Here is an 18576-nt window from a genome sequence, read left to right on the forward strand (position 1 = left end):
TTTCGTAGCTTGCGGAGAAAACCTGCAAGGCATCGCGAAACGGCGTTAAGTCATGCGAGAGCCAATGTTTCGACCCCTTGTTGGGTCGAAACGAGGCGACGCGGACAAATCGGGGCCGCCGGAGGCATCAGTGGTCGCGTATTTTTTTGCTGCTTGATTGGGCTGGGATGCCCAAAACAAGCTTTCGCAAAAATAGCGACTCCCCGAAGTCGGCTTTTTTAAATTCCCAATTACTCATAAAACGCCATTTAATCAGTTAGTTATTAACTGATTAACATTACCTCTTAAAAGTCAATGGTTAAGTCAAGTACCTGGAATTACCTTCTTTAAGATACAATCAGGATATCGTCAAGGAGTGTTTATGTTTTTACGCAATAGTCGTTTTGTAAAACAGATATTCAGTAGTTTTCTGGATCTGGCACCCATTTTAGTTGTTGTTCTGGTCTTTCAATTAGCCGTCATTCAGCAGCCCATCCCCGATATCATAAACATGATTGTCGGCTCTTTGTTTGTTGTGATGGGACTTACCTTTTTCATGCTGGGACTGGAACAAAGCTTGTTTCCGATAGGCGAAGCCATGGCCTATGCATTTGCCCGCAAAGGCAGCTTGTTCTGGATTTTGGTTTTTTCGTTTTGCCTGGGCTTCGGAACAACCGTTGCAGAACCTGCGCTGATTGCTGTAGCGAATGAGGCCGCCAATATTGCCAGCAAAGGCAACATGATCGCCAATACCGAAGATGCCAGACAAAGTTATGCATTAGGCCTCAGACTGACTGTTGCCACAGCGGTTGGATTTGCAATTTTGATTGGTGTATTAAGAATTATTCGAGGCTGGCCCTTACATAATTGGATCATAGGCGGTTATTGCATAGTCATCATCATGACACCTTTTGCCCCGCCGGAAATTATTGGGGTAGCCTACGATTCAGGTGGTGTAGCAACCTCAACTATCACCGTACCCTTAGTAACCGCTTTAGGTGTCGGTTTGGCGAATTCCATTAAAGGGCGTAACCCTTTGACAGACGGTTTTGGCTTAATTTCCTTTGCCTCATTAGGTCCCATCATTTTTGTCTTAGCTTTCGGTATGGCGACATGATTGAGTGGTTAATTCATTTTGCCGGAGATTTTCTTACTACCTGCCGTAACGTTTTACCGATTGCAGCAATCATTATCGGCTTTCAATTATTGGTAATAAGAAAGCCTTTAGCACATCCTTTTAAAACGTTGCTAGGATTCGTCAATGTCTTAATAGGCATTACTTTTTTCATGGATGGCCTGAAGATGGCGTTATTTCCGCTGGGTGAACTGATGGCCACTCAGTTGACCGCCCCAGAATTTCTTGGCATATCAGCTGATAGCGAATCGGTTATCTGGCAAAATTATTATTGGGTATATGCCTTTGCCGCCTGCATCGGGTTTTCAACGACACTGGCCGAGCCTTCTCTTCTCGCAGTCGCAATGAAAGCAGAAGAGATTTCGGGTGGCACTATACAAGCATTAGGGTTGCGTATTGCCGTATCGCTAGGCGTCGCGTTGGGTATCACGCTAGGCGTATTCCGAATCGTGACAGGCGGTGAGCTGTATTATTTTATAATTGGTTCTTATATCCTTGTTATCATTCAAACCCTATCAGCTCCAAAACCAATAATCGGGCTGGCATATGATTCAGGAGGCGTAACCACATCAACTGTAACGGTGCCTCTCGTAACCGCTTTAGGCATTGGTCTGGCATCAACAGTACCAGGGCGCAATCCCTTGCTCGACGGATTTGGTTTAATCGCATTCGCCAGTCTATTTGCAGTTATTGCCGTTCTCACCTATGCCCAAATTGCCGAACTGCTCAATAAATACCGTAATTCATCCAAATAGTGAGGATAATCATGCGCTTCAAACTAATTATTGCATTTGTCGAAGACACCAAGACCGATCTGGTGCTCGATACGGCCCGTAAAAGTGGTGCTAAAGGTGCTACGGTCATCAATCACGCCCGCGGCGAAGGCCTTAAATCATCCAAAACCTTTTTCGGTCTGACCCTGGATACCCAACGGGATGTTCTAATGTTTCTTGTCGAAGAGCATTTGAGCCGCCATATCCTTGAAAAGATTGCCAAAGCGGCTGAATTTGACAGCACCTCTGGCACCGGTATCGCCTTTAAAATCGATGTAGAAGATGCCATAGGCGTCATGCATCAGGTTGAAGAACTCACTCACGAACTGGAAGATGAAATATGATCGATACAACAAAAATAATACGTGTCAGGGATATCATGAAGACCAGCTACGCTCTCATTGATGGCGCAGCAACCGTCAGCCACGCGCTAAAAATCATGAAAGATGAAAAAACCTCTACGCTCATCGTTAACAAACGCCATGACATGGATGAATACGGTTTGATTACCTCCGGCGATATTGCCAGGCATGTCCTTGCCAAGGATAAATCACCGGACCGCGTAAACGTTTACGAAATAATGAACTGCCCTGTCATTCATGTTCATCCTGATATGGATATCCGGTTATGCTCAAGGTTGTTTGCCACCTATAATTTGGTAAGAGCACCTGTTGTTGAAAACCGAGTGGTCATAGGCATGGTTAGCCCTAACTCGCTGGTGCTAGATGGCTTGTATCAAATATGCAGATGACAGGTTTACATTATTAGCAGTAAAATGAAGCCATCAGAAAGTGAGTATTGGGTTAAACCGAACCTTCAGTATCGGGTTGTCAATGTTATCCTTCTGTGTCAAACATAGTTTTTATTAGTTGGAGTTTTTCAAATGGCAACAGGCACTGTAAAGTGGTTTAATAATACAAAGGGTTTTGGATTTATCGAGCCTTCGGAAGGCAAAGATGATGTCTTCGTTCACCATTCAGTCATCCAAGGTGACGGATTTAAAACTTTAAATCCGGGCCAAACGGTAAAGTTTGACATAGAAACGGGTCCAAAAGGCTTAACCGCTGCTAATGTTACACCGGTTTAACTAAAAGGCTTTTGGTTCCCTAAAGGGTAAAGGGCCAGCAATTCTCAGTTTAAACTTTTAATGTGCCCGGTTGGCGTATGCTTTGCGAGGAACGCCGTAAACCCATCCATGGAGGCTTGACGGCAGCATTCCTATTGCCGACATCCTCGCAAAACTTACTCCCCCCTTTTTTTATCGTCAAACTGGGAATTGCTGCAAAAGGGCTCTTGTGTAAAACACAAGAGCCCTTTTTTATGCCTTAATAGCTTAAAAAAGTTATAATTTTTTATTTATCGATTCAGAGGATTACATAATGAAAGAAAATTGGATTGCCCCCTCCATTCTCTCTGCCGATTTTGCACGTTTGGGTGAAGAAGTTGACAATGTATTGGCCGCAGGCGCCGATGTTGTCCATTTTGACGTAATGGATAATCATTTTGTCCCCAACCTCACTATTGGCCCTTTAGTTTGTGAGGCACTGAGAAAGCACGGTGTAACAGCACCTATCGATGTTCATTTGATGATTGAACCGGTTGACCGCATTGTTCCTGATTTTGCCAAAGCCGGTGCCAATTTCATTACTTTTCACCCCGAAGCCTCTGTCCATATTGACAGAACATTGCAGTTGATCCGCGACAATGGTTGCAAAGCCGGATTAGTATTTAATCCAGGTACCTCTTTGCATTATTTGGATTATGTGATGGACAAACTGGACATGATTCTGTTGATGTCAGTCAACCCTGGCTTTGGCGGTCAGTCATTCATTCCTTCTGCACTGGATAAACTGCGCGAAGTGAGAAAAAGAATTGATGAAAGCGGCTATGATATTCGCCTTGAAATTGATGGCGGCGTCAAAGTAGATAATATTCGTGAAATCAAAGCAGCCGGAGCGGACACTTTTGTTGCGGGTTCTGCCATTTTTGGCAAACCGGATTATAAAAAAATCATCGACGAAATGCGCGCTGAATTGGCCAAAGCCTAATCACCACAACCAGCCGTAGGCTTTCCGAAAAAACGGGCCTACGGCTGTTTACAAACCCGCCTAAGAAGTCAACGCGACGTTCTCAGCCTTGTTCTTATAATCATCTATCTTGTCAAAATTCAAATAGCGATAAGTATCTTCAGACGTTTGCTGGATTTGCATGGCGTACTGCATATACTCTTCAAAAGTTGGGATCCGGCCAAGTATCGAACACACCGACGCGAGTTCGGCAGAAGCCAGATAAACATTCGCACCATTGCCCAAACGGTTAGGAAAATTGCGTGTCGATGTTGATACTACCGTCGCATTATCGGCGACGCGCGCCTGGTTACCCATACATAACGAACACCCCGGCATTTCCATCCGTGCACCCGAACGACCGAAAATACCGTAATAACCTTCCTCAACCAATTGCGACTGATCCATTTTGGTGGGTGGAGACATCCATAGCCGGGTAGGTAATTCACCTTTATATTTATCCAATAACTTACCGGCAGCGCGAAAATGACCAATGTTGGTCATGCACGACCCAACGAATACTTCATCAATTTTTGTTCCTGCCACATCGGATAGCGTTTTGACATCGTCGGGATCATTAGGACACGCCAGCAGAGGCTCTTTGATTTCGCTCATATTAATGTCGATGATTTCAAAATATTCGGCATCGGCATCAGGCTGAAGCAGAACCGGATTCGCCAGCCACTCTTCCATAGCGTTAATTCGTCTCGAAATCGTCCGCGTATCGCCATAACCTTCCGCGATCATCCATTTCAACAAAGTGATGTTGGAATTCAGGTATTCTCTGATCGGCGCATCGCTCAGACGAATTGTACAGCCGCCCGCTGAGCGCTCGGCTGAAGCATCCGATAATTCGAAAGCTTGTTCGACCTTTAAGTCAGGCAAGCCTTCGATTTCGAGAATACGGCCGGAAAACACGTTTTTTTTGCCTTTTTTCTCAACCGTTAACAGGCCTTTTTGGATAGCCGCATAAGGAATGGCATTAACCAAATCCCGTAAAGTAATACCCGGTTGCATTTCGCCGCTAAAACGGACTAAAACCGATTCCGGCATATCCAAGGGCATCACGCCGGTAGCGGCAGCAAAAGCCACCAAACCGGATCCGGCAGGAAAAGATATGCCAATAGGGAAACGGGTGTGTGAGTCACCGCCGGTTCCAACCGTATCAGGCAGTAACATACGGTTAAGCCATGAATGAATAATGCCGTCGCCGGGGCGCAGTGAAACGCCGCCACGATTCATTATAAAATCGGGCAAGGTATGCTGCATTTCGACATCGACCGGTTTTGGGTAAGCGGCGGTGTGACAGAAAGACTGCAAGACCAGGTCAGCAGAAAAACCCAAACAGGCCAGATCCTTGAGTTCGTCGCGAGTCATGGGGCCTGTTGTGTCCTGCGAGCCTACCGTTGTCATGTGCGGCTCGCAATAAGTGCCGGGGCGGATACCCTTAACACCACAGGCTTGTCCGACCATTTTTTGCGCTAAAGTAAATCCTTTTCCCGAATCGGCAAGGTCTGCCGGGCGTTTGAATATGCCAGAGGGCTCAAGTCCCAGCGCTTTGCGTGCACGATCAGTCAAGCCTCGGCCTATTATCAACGGAATCCGTCCACCGGCTTGCACTTCGTCAAGTAATACATCCGTTTTTAGTGAAAATTCGGCAATGATTTCGTCTGAATCATGTTTTTTAACAAGTCCTTGATAGGGAAAGATGTCGATGACATCGCCCATGTTCATAACGGACACATCACATTCAAAAGGCAACGCGCCGGAATCTTCCATTGTGTTAAAAAATATCGGCGCAATTTTGCTACCGATACACACGCCGCCTTCACGCTTGTTAGGTACGCAAGGTATATCACGCCCGGTAAACCACAATACCGAGTTCGTTGCCGATTTACGTGAGGACCCCGTGCCAACAACATCGCCTACATAGGCCACAGGAAAGCCTTTTTTCTTCAGCTCTTCTATTTGCTGCTCAGCATTTGTGATTCCTTCTCTGGGCATTTTCAGCATCGCTTTGGCATGCAACGGAATATCAGGCCGTGACCAGGCATCGGGTGCCGGCGATAAATCGTCGGTATTGGTCTCCCCCACCACTTTAAAAACGGTCACGGTTAATTTTTCGGGCATAACCGGTTTACTGGTAAACCATTCAGCTTCGGCCCATGAGCGGAGAACTTGCTGGGCAAAACCATTACCTGCATCGGCTTTTTCTTTAACGTCATGAAATGCATCGAACACCAATAACGTGTGAGACAAGGCTTTTGCGGCTATCGCGCCTAACGTTTCGCTGTCCAGCAATTCGATCAGAGGCGCAACGTTATAACCGCCCAGCATAGTGCCTAATAATTCGGTAGCCTTCGCCGCATCTAAAATGGGTGAGACCGCTTCGCCTTTGGCAATAGCGGTTAAAAAACCGGATTTGACATAAGCCGCTTCATCGACCCCCGCAGGAACCCGGTTGATCAATAAATCAAGGATAAAATCTTCCTCACCTCCTTGGGGAGGATTTTTTATCAACTCAACTAATGCCGCTACCTGCTCTGCATTTAAAGGCTTTGGAACAATTCCTTCTGCGGCACGTTCTGCAACATGTTTACGATACGCTTCTAACATTTTGAGCCCTTTTCAAAAATTTTAAACCTTAACCTGCGAGGTTAGCCTGTACTACGAATTTACGTATAACCGTGCAAAGCATTTGTAACCCGATGAAGAATGGCCTATCACGCACCAAACTTAACACGGTTTGCACCAAAAGATACCAGCTCTTTGACCGCCGGTTCTAGTGAAAGTGTCTTGCAAATAATTACTTCATCGCATCCAGAATCGCCTGACCCATCGCATCGGTTCCAACGCCTGACGTAGGATTAAGATCAGGTGTAACAAATTTCCCTTCTGAAACAACTTTTTCCAGCGCATTTTGAACTCGCCGCGCCGCCTCATGCTCCTTAAGGTGATCCAGCATCATGATGCCGGCCATGATGACGGCAGTGGGATTCGCTATATTCTTGCCCTCGATATCGGGCGCGCTGCCATGCACAGCCTCAAATAATGCCGCATCTTCGCCAATATTGGCGCCGGGAATCAAACCCAAGCCGCCGACCAGACCGGCCGTCAAATCGGATAAGATGTCGCCGAACATATTAGTGGTAACAATCACATCAAATTGATGAGGGTTCATCACCATATGCATGCAGGTCGCATCAATGATTTTTTCGTCAAATTGAATATCGGGATACTTAGCCGCAACTTCTCTAGCGGTATCAAGGAAAAGTCCTTGCGTGTATTTAAGAATATTAGCCTTGTGGCACACAGTGACTTTCTTGCGTCCATTGTCCCTGGCATATTCAAACGCATACTCGACAATTCGTTGCGAGCCTTGACGCGTAACAACAGCCAAGCTCTCGGCAATATCTTTTTTAGGAGTGAGAAAATGCTCCAAACCGGCATAAAGCCCTTCGGTATTTTCTCTTACAATGACAATATCGACATCCGTAAAACGAGTATCAACACCTTGCCAGCTTTTTGCAGGCCGCACGTTTGCATAAAGATCATATTTTTTACGCAGTTCTACATTGATACTGCGAAAACCCGTCCCGCCCACAGCCGTAGTTAAAGGCCCTTTGAAAGCTAAGCGGTTTTTATCGATGGACGCCAGGGTTTGATCAGGAATCGGGGTGCCGAACTTATTGTATGCGGCCATACCGGCATAGGCTTCTTCCCAATTAATTTTAGCGCCTGATGCATCGATAATTCTTACCGCCTCATCCATAATGGACGGCCCAATGCCATCCCCTTTGATCAACGTCACGTTATGCATTCATGTTCTCCATGAGTAAAAATTAAATTGATAATACACAGATTTAAACTGATTTAAAATAAGCAGGTTTCTTGCCACACAACATCTATTGAATTAGGATCTTTATAAGCTAAAGCTCGTGCTTGCAAGCCAAACACTTAAAGACAAAGGTTACAATAGACTGCAATGAGCGATTGACGACCGCCAATCTCAAATCATTTGATAAAAACTTCAGGAACCCCACATGCGCTATTGGCTAATGAAATCAGAGCCTAACGAATTCAGCATCGATGATCTTTACTTAAGACCGCATCAGACAGAACAATGGGACGGAGTTCGCAATTATCAAGCCAGGAATATGATGCGCGATGAAATGAAAAACGGCGATCAGGTATTCTTTTATCATTCCAATTGTGACGTGCCGGGAATCGTAGGGCTTATGCGCATAAGCCGCGAAGGTTATCCTGACCATTTTGCTTTTGATCCTGAAGATAAACATCATGATCCTAAAAGCACACCAGACGCACCAAGATGGTTCATGGTCGATGTCACTTTTGAACGCAAGCTCAGCAGGACTATCAGTCTTCATGAACTAAAAACACACGCCGACGCCGAACTTGCAGAGTTTGCCTTATTGAGACGAGGCAACAGACTCTCCATCATGCCGGTGACCCAGGATCAATGGGAGTTCATTCTGGCTCTGGAATGATTTAAAACCAGGTTATAGCCACTCTTTTTTTAACTTAACTACAACAAAAAAGTGGATCAAAGCTTGGTTCTAAGTGCGTCCGGTTCGCCGTCTTTCAATCTGCAAATGAAAACCGGGAACCTTGGGTACTTCAACAATAAAAACGGCACCCTCGGTATCATTTTCGGCCGTCAACGTACCGTGCATCGTATTTTCGACAATCATTTTTGACATGTATAAGCCAATACCCGTGCCTTTTCCATCGGAACGCGTCGTAAAGTAAGGATCATATATTTTATTCATGATATCAGTCGCTATCCCTCCGGCATTATCGGACACTTTGATGCTATACCAACCCACGCGGATGGGCTGTACATTAATGCTGACTAGCGGCGAAGACGTTCCACGCTCGATAAAAGTATCACGGGCATTGTTCAATAAATTAAGCATGACTTGAGAAAACTCGCCTTGCAGACCGTTAATACTAAACTGCTCATCGCAATTCAATTCTGTGTGTATATTATTATTTTTAAACGTCGCTTCCAGCAACTCCAACACAGCGGCAATTGCCCCGTGCAAATTAAATTGCTCCGGCTCTTTGTTGGGCTTAAAAAAATTACGGAAATCATCAATAGTCGTGGACATTTTAGTGATCAATCGTTCCGACTTTTCCATACTCCGCGACATAAAGACGTCATCCAGCTTACCCTGGTTATAAGTCAACTGCATGTTTTGCAGCACCAAGCCCAAGGCATTGAGCGGCTGCCGCCACTGATGCGCAATCGCACCAATCATTTCCCCCATAGCGGCCAAGCGAGACTGGCGAATCAACAATTCTTCCTGTTGCTGCCGTCTGGATACCTCGTCTCTCACTCGCTGATCAAGACTTTGATTTAAGTCGTCCAACTCGTGTGTGCGCCGATCGACTTCCTGCTCCAATTCCTCACTGTAATGCTGCAAATGCGTCTTCGATTCCCTTAGCGAAGCCACCATTTGATTAAAACTCTCCGACAACAAGCCAATTTCATCATTTCGTTTAATATCCGATTTAACCGACAAATCACCCTCGGCCACAAGCGTTGCCAGTTGACTGATTGTTGAAACCGGCAACGTAATCCAGCGAGCGAAGAAGTACCCGACCCCCAAAATCAGAACGATTGAAATACCGGTAATAATAAAAATCTGTTGATACATATTACGGAGGTATTCATCGTATTCATCGGTAGAAAAACCGATATGAAGCCAGCCCCATTCTATGCTTGAAAAACTGACCGGATAAACAAAGTGATAAACCTTGCGTGATTCGGAAAGATCCAGAAAATGAAAATTGTTTTTAGCAGTCTCAAATTTGGCAAATCGCGCATCGGGTTTGTCCATTATTTTCCATTGTTTTGGCTCAATCCAGATGCGTTCTCCGCGTAATGGCGAGATCATCACATAATGAATCCCGGCATTTTTCTCAAGCACTTCGACATTATGTTCAACGATAAAACCAAAGTCCTGGCTAATCATGGCATCAGAACAGGCCTGGACGATAGACTGCGATACCGTAACCGCTTGGGTGTACATGATTTGTTCCAAAGAGCGCTGCTGCCAGGGAATGATCATCAGTGCAATGACCAAGGTAATCGCCAGCACCAGCGTACCAAAGACGGTAAACACCCTGATAAAAATCTTGTTTCTACCGCTAAAGCTCATCCGTAGTCATGCCCGGGTAATTGGAATCGGTTATATGTTTTATGCATTCATTCGTTTTAGTTCACAAACTGATAGTGAAAAAATATCGGTTGATTGAACACCTGAAGCCTTAAAAGTGCATTAGCACAGCAATTTACTTTGGACTGGAAAAAGCCTTCGAGGAACGCCGTAACCCCCTCGTTGGGGGCTTGACGGCAGCATCCCTAATGCCGACATTCTCGAAAAGCTTCCGCCAGCCCTTTTTTTCTTTCAAACTGGGAATTGCTGGCATTAGCAGGTTCTCAAGCATTTCTAATTGCCTTTTACCTGCTTTTTTAATTCCAGATATTCCGCATAAAGCGTATCGAACATCTCTAATTCTTCAACCTTGCAGTAATCAAGTACTGGGGTTTTATAAACCGCCAAAATTTGTTTTGCTCGGGGAAACTCACCGTAGCTCATGGCTTTTTGGGTCAGCAATTCTCTAAGTGGGTAATCCTTATGAAAATAACTGAAATTTTTTGCCCTAACAGGATAGCTAGCCAGAATTTTTAGCTTGGTAAGGATCTGTGGATTCAGTTCGGCCATCACATCAAATGCGCCCTGGTAAACAATAGCCGCATCGGCTTTATCGAAAAACAAATCGAGCACAATTCGGTTATTTTTGATTTTGGGCTGAGCAACCGAAAAAATATTTTTAAAGCTTTTCTTAAACGTTTTAAGGGTCAGTGTGTCCAGAAAAACTTCCGCCAACTCATCATTAACCGGAAGAATGATTCGTTTACCGCGCAAATCCTTTAATGTATCAATCCGGTCTTTGTTAACCAGCAGAAGCAAAGAATTATTCAACCCCTCTTCGCGAACACCGACAAAGCCGTCCGCCAGCATGGCTCTATCAAAATACTTGGCTATAACCAAGGGCGGCGCAATGATCATATCAATTTCGCCCTCATCAAAAGCCTTCCGCATCGTTTGAACGGTGTCGTAAAGAAATGCATGCGATTCAGTAACAGCAACTTCTTCGGTCAATTCCTTGGTCCAAAACGTTAACGAAATTTCAATATCGGTCCGGTCAGCAATATCATTGATGGAAGGAAAATAAAAACCCATATTGATCCGAGCAGGACCCTGCCCATAGAGCGCGCCCGGCAGCATAAGGATAAAAACCGGAATCAATACCTTCAAAACGAAACTTCGCACAGATAATATCACCGCCGTGCTCTGCTCTTGTTTTGCTTGAATTCGTCATAAAGAGAAATCACTTTGTCCAGATCGCTCACTTGCGAGCGCTCAAGTTTTTCAGAATTGAACAACGTCAATAACTGCCGCCCCCGGGGAAACTGATCAATAAAAAGCGCTTTGGCAAGAATATATTCGCGAAAACGACTGTCCACATCTTTATGAAAAAACCCGATACTTCGAGGAAATGAGGAGAAAGTTGCAATGATTTGAGTTTTTCTCTCTATCTGAGGGTTCAGTTCACACGCCAAACGATAGGCTTTTAAATACACCAGTGCAATATCGGCTTTTTTAAAAAACAAATCCAGCACCATCCGGTGTGAATTAGTCGCCCAGACTACATTTTCAAAAAAACGGTTGTAATCACTCCCGCTGGATTTGCGGGTCAAGTTGTCGATAAAAACGGCGGCCAGTTCATCGCCTTTTAGCAATACGAGCTGTTTTCCCTGAGCTTGTTTAATCGTGTTGATGCCCTCACCGCTTCTGACCACCAAAACCAAGCTGTCGAAATCAAGTGTATCGTTAACCGCTCTGAAGCCATCACTTAATGAGTCGAGTTTGAAATATTTGATGACACTGAGCGGAGAGCCGACTATAAAATTAATTTTACCGTTTGCAAAATCGGCCGCCATATTTTCAATATTGTCATACATCTCCACTTGAGTCGTCAGGTTCAACTGCTGACCTAGCTCCTCGCCCCAGAACTTCATTGCAATTTCCATATCGCCACGGGACACATCGGAAAACGATTGGACATGAAATCCCACCCGAAATAAAAGCCCTTGGAATTGATCTTCAGCATTTACCGTTTGACTACAGATCATGACTGAAATCATCAGGAAAACCGGAAATCTGTGCATGGGATTCTCTGTGTTATTGATTTAACGATTGAATGTTCTGACCGATTAAAAATTCCAGCGAAACCAATGCCATTTCCAATTCGTGACGGGAGCGGTATTGAGAACTTTGCGTGAATGTTTCGACAATTTCCGACTCGATGACATCCTTGGTCTCGACCATCTCCTCCTGATAAGCGCGAACGTGCAGTTCCCGGTTTTCTTTTGCATAACCTGAAGCTTCGCGGGTGTCTTCCATTTGTTTTCCGGCACTTCGCAGCCTTAAAAACTGCTGCTTGACCTGCAGCGCCATGGCCTGATCCAGCAGGATTTGCTGGCTTTCCAATTGTCTTCGCTGCGCCTTGGCATAATCGACTTTACCTGAGGTCTGAAAGCCATCGAATAAATTCCACTGCAAACCCACCCCAATGGTCCAGCCTTCCCGGTTGGCACTGTTAACCAGACCGCCGTCAAAATCGTTCCATAACTTGTAAGCCGATGCCTGGAAACCGATAACCGGAAAATAGCCGCTTCGTGCTTCGGTTATTTTATCTTCTGTCACTTGAACGGCTAATTTAAGCTGCTGGATATCCGGATTAAAATCATGCGCACTGCTGATCAAGGTTTGTAATTCCTCGTTCAAGTGCAGAGGTTGTTCATCTTTTGCCAGCGTCACTTTGCTGTTCCAATCCAGCCCCATCGCATTAGTTAATGCTTCGTGGGCGAGTTCCCTGGAATAATTGGCTTCGTGCAGAAGCGAACGCGTAATGGCCGTTGAGGTTTTTGTGCGCAGATAATCGGTTTTTTTAACCTTCAAGGAACCATGCTGAAAAAGCCGTTCGGTCAGTTCCTCCAGCACCTGAAAGCGCTCCAGCGTATCGCTGGCCAATTGCTCCATGTCCAGCGCGAACAGGGCGCCGTAATAATATTTTTTGACATCACGGATCACTTCAAGCCGGGATTTGCGCTCACCGATTTCGGCAATTTCAAGCCCTTTTTCAGCCTGATCGACAATAGCGCCGCGCCGTCCTCCGGTAAAAATAGGGTAGGTCAAATTGACGGATGTCGTCAGCATGTCTCTATCGAACAATTTGACATCCAGGTCGAAGGGTATGGAAACCGCAGGAGATCCTTGCCCCATCATATTCGCGGGCAAAGTAACCGTAGATTTACCGGAAAAAGTCCTGTCTTCATCGGCCCGCTGCGCATTGACATCGGCAGAAATTCGCGGCCAATAAGCGGACATGGCTTGCTGATATTGAGCTTCGGCCATTGCGATTGATGCGCCGGATATCTGCATTTGCTGATTGCGCTGCAGGGCAATTTCTATGCAATCCTGCAGAGTCAGATTCTCGGTTTTTAACGGTTCAGCCCAAACATCACCGGCAAGCATCAAACCTGCTAACACGCCCAGCACCGGCTTGACAGCCGTAAATGTTAAAAAATAAACTCGGCTTTTAGGGCAGCATTTGATCTTCAAAGCCCCAAACGAAAAGCATCGGCTCAGGGGTTTCAGATATGCAGACCGGCTATCCGGTAAAAAGGGGAGATGAATCATAAACAACCGCTTCTCCTATGGCGCCTAATCTTTATACAAATTACGAAGCGCCAGAATGTCATCCATATTGTCCAGCATAATATCGACCAGCACCGGCTCAAACTGTTTACCGCGCTGAGTTTCGATGTAATCCAGAATCGCGTCATGCGGCCAGGGTTTCTTGTAGGCCCGCTCGCTGCTCAGCGCATCAAAGACATCAACTAAAGCCACAATTTTGCCTTCAATCGAAATTTCTTCACCACTCAAACCGTTAGGGTAGCCTGAACCGTCAAAGTGTTCATGATGATGATAGGCGATGTTCGCCGCCATTTTGATCAGCGGCTTGTCGAGTTTTTTGAGCAGGTTATAGCCCAGCTGGGCATGGGTTTTCATTACTTTAAACTCTTCTTCGGTCAGCTTGCCCGGTTTATGAAGAATATGGTCGGAAATGCCGACTTTACCGACGTCATGCATAGGAGATGCGATTTTAATCATTTCGGAATGCTGTTCGGTGAGTCCGTATTTAAGCGCAATGAACTTGGACAGTTCGGCAACCCGCTTGACATGCATGCCGGTTTCCTGACTACGATTCTCAACGACCTCACCCATGACGTACAGCAATTCTTTTTGAGTATCCATGATTTCCCGATTCAGCCGAATCGAGTCGGTAATGTCCTGACTTAGCGCCAGCAATGAATGCAGCGAACCCTGCACATCATGAATCGCGACAATGATGATACTGAACGTTTTTTCCAACCCCTCTTTGAAGCGCATATTCATGACACGCGAAAGCGAACCCTGACCTGTAATTTGAGGCAACGCCCATTCTTTGAAGTGGAGGTAATCCTTAATCAATTCATCGAATGGCAAACCGGTCAAATCCTCCGGCAAACAGCCCAAACCGTTACTGAAACTGGGGTTGGCGCTGACAATGATACCGTCAGGATCAATGACGCATAATGAAGTGCCCAATTCCAGGGCTCGTTCATACTCGTTTAAAAGATGATTTTGGGTGTTTAAGTCATTTTGCAGATGCAGCGATAATCTTTCGTGTTTCTCATACATATCCGTGATGTCGACCATCAACGCCACATACTCTTCAATCTGATCGCCTTCCGCGACAACCGCCGTTAATGAAGCGTCGACCACATAGCGTCCGCCTTTTTTGGAGGTATTAATCAAAATTCCGGTCCATTTTCGAAAGCCGGATAAGGCTGACCGGATTTCCGAAAACTGTTCATCCGACTCAAACAAGAACCGGAACTCACGACCGATCAATTCGTGTTCTGTATAACCGGATAAGGCACAGAAATGTTGATTGACATAAGTGATAAAGCCTTCAGAATCCATTTTACAGACGATCGCTTTTTCATCGACCATCAGCTTGTATTGCTCAAGCAACTTACGGCTGCGCAGAGCCTCGCTCTCAAGACTCATAAACTCGGCAATTTGAGTCAGTTTCGCCTGCAAACGGTCAATCATCACCGGCTTGGTGATGTAATGCTGAATACCCAGTTCCATCGCTTTAAACAGGTATTCGACGTCATTGTAAGCGCTTAACACGACAATGCATTGATCACGCTTGATACGTTTGATTTCGGACGACATACCCAGTCCGTTTAGGATGGGCATTTGTATGTCGGTAATGACGATGTCAGGTTCATACTTTCTATAAAAATTCAGCCCCTCGCTACCATTCACCGCGACATAAAGCACATCCACCCAGGATTGGAGAATCATGCTGAGTTCTTCGCGGGTTTCGCTATCATCCTCTACATAAAGAATCCTGAGCTTTGATAGTTTGTCTCGATGAATGTCGTTGATCATTTCCAGCATACCTAAAAGCAGTGTAAATTTTCAGCCTCCTTCCTTGTCGCTACCTTCTACCGAAGGGAGAAGATCAGGATGAGGGGGATTTAATTTTTCAGACATTACACTCTAAAAAAGAGCCGTTAGTCTCTGTTGCAGAACCTACACCCCATTCAACAAACACAGGGCCAGCGGATCACGTTTTATTATCCGAAAAATCAAGCATGCCTGAGTGCCAGGCTTACATTTTGTTGCCGCCGGCAAATAACATGTAAGCCGGATTTTCAGTTTCTTCCGTATAACCAAAACCCAATTCATCCAGACACGCCTCAAAAGCATGGCTCTCAGACTTCGGCATTTGCAAACCCATCAACACCAAACCAAACGCAGCACCGTGGTTGCGATAATGAAACAAACTGATGTTCCATCGCCCGCCCAAGGCTGATAAAAACCCCAGTAACGCACCCGGCCTTTCAGGAAACTGTAGACTATAGACAATTTCATCCAGTTGACAAGGCGAATGCCCGCCAACCATATAACGAATATGCTCTTTTGCCAAATCATTAGCCGTCATATCCAGGACCTGAAAACCCTCAGTCTGTAACTGATGGATCAATTCAGCTTTATCTGCACCCGAACCGCTGGACGAGACGCCTACGAATACTTGCGCCTGGGCCGCATCAAAATACCGGTAATTAAATTCGGTAACGTTGCGATTGCCCAGCAGACGGCAAAAGTTTAAAAAACTGCCCGGGATTTCGGGGATATTCACCGCCAGCAATATTTCCCTATGCTCGCCCACCTGCGCCCGTTCTGCTACATAGCGCAAACGATCAAAGTTGATATTCGCTCCACTTTCAATGGCAATCAGGGTCTGGTCGATAGCCCCCGTTTCTTCCACATATTTCTTCAAGCCCGCCAACGCTAAAGCACCGGCAGGTTCCGCCACAGAGCGGGTATCGTCGAAGATATCCTTGATAGCGGCACAAATTTCATCGGTATTAACGGTGATCACTCCATCGATGTAATCGCGGACCACCTTAAAAGGTTCCTCGCCTACCTGCCTGACCGCCACACCGTCGGCAAACAATCCGACTTGCTTAAGCGTCACTCGACTGCGGGCTTTCAAGGCCTGATTCAAGCAATCGGCATCGTCCGGCTCGACACCGATGATCTTGGTTTCAGGCTTTACAAACTTGACATAAGCCGTAATACCGGCAATCAAGCCGCCGCCACCGACCGGGACAAAAATGGCATTTATCGTACCGGTTTTTTGTCTGAGGATTTCCATACCTACCGTACCCTGCCCGGCAATGACATCGGGATCATCATACGGATGAATAAATGTCATCTGCTTTTGCTCAGCCAACTGTTTGGCATAAGCATAAGCCTCATCATAGGAATCGCCATGAAGAATCGTTTCAGCGCCACGCGCCCTGACGGAATTGACTTTGATTTCCGGTGTTGTTCTCGGCATCACGATCAATGCCGTGATGCCCAGCATCTGTGCTGAAAGTGCCACGCCTTGAGCATGATTACCGGCTGAAGCCGCAATAACGCCCCCGGCGCGCTCCTTTTCGGTCAACAGAGCTATTTTGTTATAAGCTCCGCGTAACTTGAAGGAAAATACCGGCTGCAGATCTTCACGCTTCAAATAAACAGCATTGCCCAGACGTTTGGACAAATTAGGGGCGAAGTCCAGCGGCGTTTCCTCGGCCACATCGTAAACCCGCGCTCTTAAAATTCTCTCAATATATTTTGCTAACATGCTAAAAAACGGATAAGGTATCAGCTGTTACGCGGTATTATCACACATTATTTATATCACCTAACCTTAATTAACAGATACGCTATGACACAAGACGAATTAAAACAACAAGTAGCTCAAGCGGCCTTAGAATACATCAAAGGCGTCTCAATTATCGGCGTCGGCACCGGCTCTACCGTTTACCATTTCATCGAAGGGCTGAAAGCGTTTAAAAACGATATCGAAGGCGCAGTGTCCAGTTCAGAAACCAGCACTACGCACTTGCAACGCATCGGCATTCCGGTTCTGGATCTCAACTCAGTCGGCACACTGGAAGTTTATGTCGATGGTGCGGACGAAATCAACCCGCATAAACAACTGATTAAAGGCGGCGGCGCAGCTCTAACGCGTGAAAAAATTATTGCCGGTGCCAGCAAAAAGTTTGTCTGCATCGCTGATGAATCAAAATCGGTTGATGTGTTGGGTAAATTCCCATTGCCGGTGGAAGTCATTCCCATGGCGAGAAGCTTTGTAGCACGTGAATTGGTCAAACTTGGCGGTCAGCCGATATGGCGTGAAAACTGTATCACCGACAATGGCTGCCAGATTCTGGATGTACACAATCTAAGTATTCTGGATCCTTCAGAACTGGAAAGAACGATCAACAACATTCCCGGCGTTGTAACCGTCGGCCTTTTCAGCCTGAGACCGGCTGACGTGGTTTTGGTCAGTAAAGGCCAGGATATAATCAGCTTTTAAATGATCGCCAGCGCAAGGATGCGCTTTACCTATCAATTCCCGATAAACCCCTCTTTTGTGAATGTCTTCTTGCCGTAAGGTGGATTCGCCGATAGGCAATCCGCCATAGTCTTGAAGTGTGCCGGCGTTTTGCTATCGCGAAAACGCCCTACGGTTGTCATTATTCGAAATAAAACAATCTTTTGTGAATTTCTTCTAACCGTAAGGCGGATTCGCCGATAGGCAATCCGCCATAGTCTTGAAGTGTACCGGCGTTTTGCTATCGCGAAAACGCCCTACGGCTATTCTTTCGGTGGAACGTCATTATCCAATACCGCCCGCTTATATTTATAGGACGGCGGCACATAGGGGAAGTCTCTATTGCCTAATGGTCTTACAAACGTATACGCACCGGCCCCCTGTGCCAATATGACCTGAGACACCTACCCCTCGGAAATTAGAGTATAAAGGTAGGTCAGAATCATGAGCAAATCGAAAGCAGAGACAATGGAATCACCACAATTAACTGCGCCGGAGGTCGCGTTGGAAGACG

At 45.9% G+C, this 18576-nt stretch carries 16 protein-coding genes; 8 read left to right on the plus strand and 8 right to left on the minus strand.

Features of this window, described 5'->3' with window-relative positions:
• Positions 1–361 precede the first annotated feature (361 nt).
• The 6 genes from Q7V32_RS00165 to rpe all read left to right on the plus strand — a co-directional run bounded on the left by Q7V32_RS00165 (position 362) and on the right by rpe (position 3935).
• On the plus strand, positions 362–1096 hold the full coding sequence (locus tag Q7V32_RS00165) for a DUF1538 domain-containing protein (protein ID WP_304894969.1): 735 nt from the start codon (positions 362–364) through the stop codon (positions 1094–1096).
• A complete protein-coding gene (locus tag Q7V32_RS00170; RefSeq protein WP_304894970.1) occupies positions 1093–1869 on the plus strand; it encodes a DUF1538 domain-containing protein in 777 nt (258 codons plus the stop codon). The genes Q7V32_RS00165 and Q7V32_RS00170 overlap by 4 nt, the downstream gene beginning before the upstream one ends.
• Positions 1870–1880: 11 nt before the next feature.
• Complete coding sequence (locus tag Q7V32_RS00175) at positions 1881–2231, plus strand: P-II family nitrogen regulator (RefSeq protein WP_304894971.1); 351 nt, start codon at positions 1881–1883, stop codon at positions 2229–2231.
• On the plus strand, positions 2228–2638 hold the full coding sequence (locus Q7V32_RS00180; protein ID WP_304894972.1) for a CBS domain-containing protein: 411 nt from the start codon (positions 2228–2230) through the stop codon (positions 2636–2638). The genes Q7V32_RS00175 and Q7V32_RS00180 overlap by 4 nt, the downstream gene beginning before the upstream one ends.
• A gap of 132 nt (positions 2639–2770) precedes the next feature.
• The gene (locus Q7V32_RS00185) at positions 2771–2974 is read left to right on the plus strand and encodes a cold-shock protein (RefSeq protein ID WP_159652110.1); all 204 of its coding nucleotides are present in this window, start codon (positions 2771–2773) and stop codon (positions 2972–2974) included.
• 292 nt (positions 2975–3266) lie between these two features.
• Positions 3267–3935: a ribulose-phosphate 3-epimerase gene (gene rpe / locus Q7V32_RS00190; RefSeq protein WP_304894973.1), complete on the plus strand. Its 669-nt coding sequence runs from the start codon at positions 3267–3269 to the stop codon at positions 3933–3935.
• 60 nt (positions 3936–3995) lie between these two features.
• Here the strand turns inward: rpe and acnB are convergent, their stop codons facing one another.
• Together acnB and Q7V32_RS00200 are read right to left on the minus strand one after the other, a co-directional pair.
• The gene (gene acnB / locus Q7V32_RS00195; RefSeq protein ID WP_304894974.1) at positions 3996–6569 is read right to left on the minus strand and encodes a bifunctional aconitate hydratase 2/2-methylisocitrate dehydratase; all 2574 of its coding nucleotides are present in this window, start codon (positions 6567–6569) and stop codon (positions 3996–3998) included.
• Positions 6570–6759: 190 nt separating this feature from the next.
• A complete protein-coding gene (locus Q7V32_RS00200; RefSeq protein WP_304894975.1) occupies positions 6760–7773 on the minus strand; it encodes an isocitrate/isopropylmalate dehydrogenase family protein in 1014 nt (337 codons plus the stop codon).
• Between the two features lie 223 nt (positions 7774–7996).
• Here Q7V32_RS00200 and Q7V32_RS00205 point away from each other — a divergent pair, with 223 nt between their 5' ends.
• Entirely contained in the window at positions 7997–8461 is a 465-nt protein-coding gene (locus Q7V32_RS00205) for an EVE domain-containing protein (RefSeq protein ID WP_304894976.1), read from the plus strand.
• Between the two features lie 69 nt (positions 8462–8530).
• Here the strand turns inward: Q7V32_RS00205 and Q7V32_RS00210 are convergent, their stop codons facing one another.
• The 6 genes from Q7V32_RS00210 to ilvA all read right to left on the minus strand — a co-directional run bounded on the left by Q7V32_RS00210 (position 8531) and on the right by ilvA (position 17306).
• On the minus strand, positions 8531–10138 hold the full coding sequence (locus Q7V32_RS00210; RefSeq protein ID WP_304894977.1) for a sensor histidine kinase: 1608 nt from the start codon (positions 10136–10138) through the stop codon (positions 8531–8533).
• 291 nt (positions 10139–10429) lie between these two features.
• Positions 10430–11329 (minus strand): PhnD/SsuA/transferrin family substrate-binding protein, encoded by a 900-nt coding sequence (locus Q7V32_RS00215; RefSeq protein WP_304894978.1) that lies wholly within the window; start codon positions 11327–11329, stop codon positions 10430–10432.
• Positions 11326–12216: a phosphate/phosphite/phosphonate ABC transporter substrate-binding protein gene (locus Q7V32_RS00220; RefSeq protein ID WP_304894979.1), complete on the minus strand. Its 891-nt coding sequence runs from the start codon at positions 12214–12216 to the stop codon at positions 11326–11328. Before Q7V32_RS00220 ends, Q7V32_RS00215 begins: the two co-directional genes overlap by 4 nt.
• Before the next feature lie 13 nt (positions 12217–12229).
• Complete coding sequence (locus tag Q7V32_RS00225) at positions 12230–13750, minus strand: TolC family protein (protein WP_304894980.1); 1521 nt, start codon at positions 13748–13750, stop codon at positions 12230–12232.
• Between the two features lie 24 nt (positions 13751–13774).
• Complete coding sequence (locus Q7V32_RS00230) at positions 13775–15556, minus strand: HD domain-containing phosphohydrolase (RefSeq protein WP_304894981.1); 1782 nt, start codon at positions 15554–15556, stop codon at positions 13775–13777.
• A 223-nt stretch (positions 15557–15779) separates the two neighbouring features.
• Positions 15780–17306 carry a threonine ammonia-lyase, biosynthetic gene (gene ilvA / locus Q7V32_RS00235; RefSeq protein ID WP_304894982.1) on the minus strand — a complete coding sequence of 509 codons (1527 nt, stop codon included), beginning with the start codon at positions 17304–17306 and terminating at the stop codon, positions 15780–15782.
• Positions 17307–17390: 84 nt separating this feature from the next.
• Here ilvA and rpiA point away from each other — a divergent pair, with 84 nt between their 5' ends.
• Positions 17391–18044 (plus strand): ribose-5-phosphate isomerase RpiA, encoded by a 654-nt coding sequence (gene rpiA, locus Q7V32_RS00240; protein ID WP_304894983.1) that lies wholly within the window; start codon positions 17391–17393, stop codon positions 18042–18044.
• Positions 18045–18576 lie beyond the last annotated feature (532 nt).

This window comes from Methylicorpusculum sp., assembly GCF_030651835.1.
Lineage (GTDB): Bacteria > Pseudomonadota > Gammaproteobacteria > Methylococcales > Methylomonadaceae > Methylicorpusculum.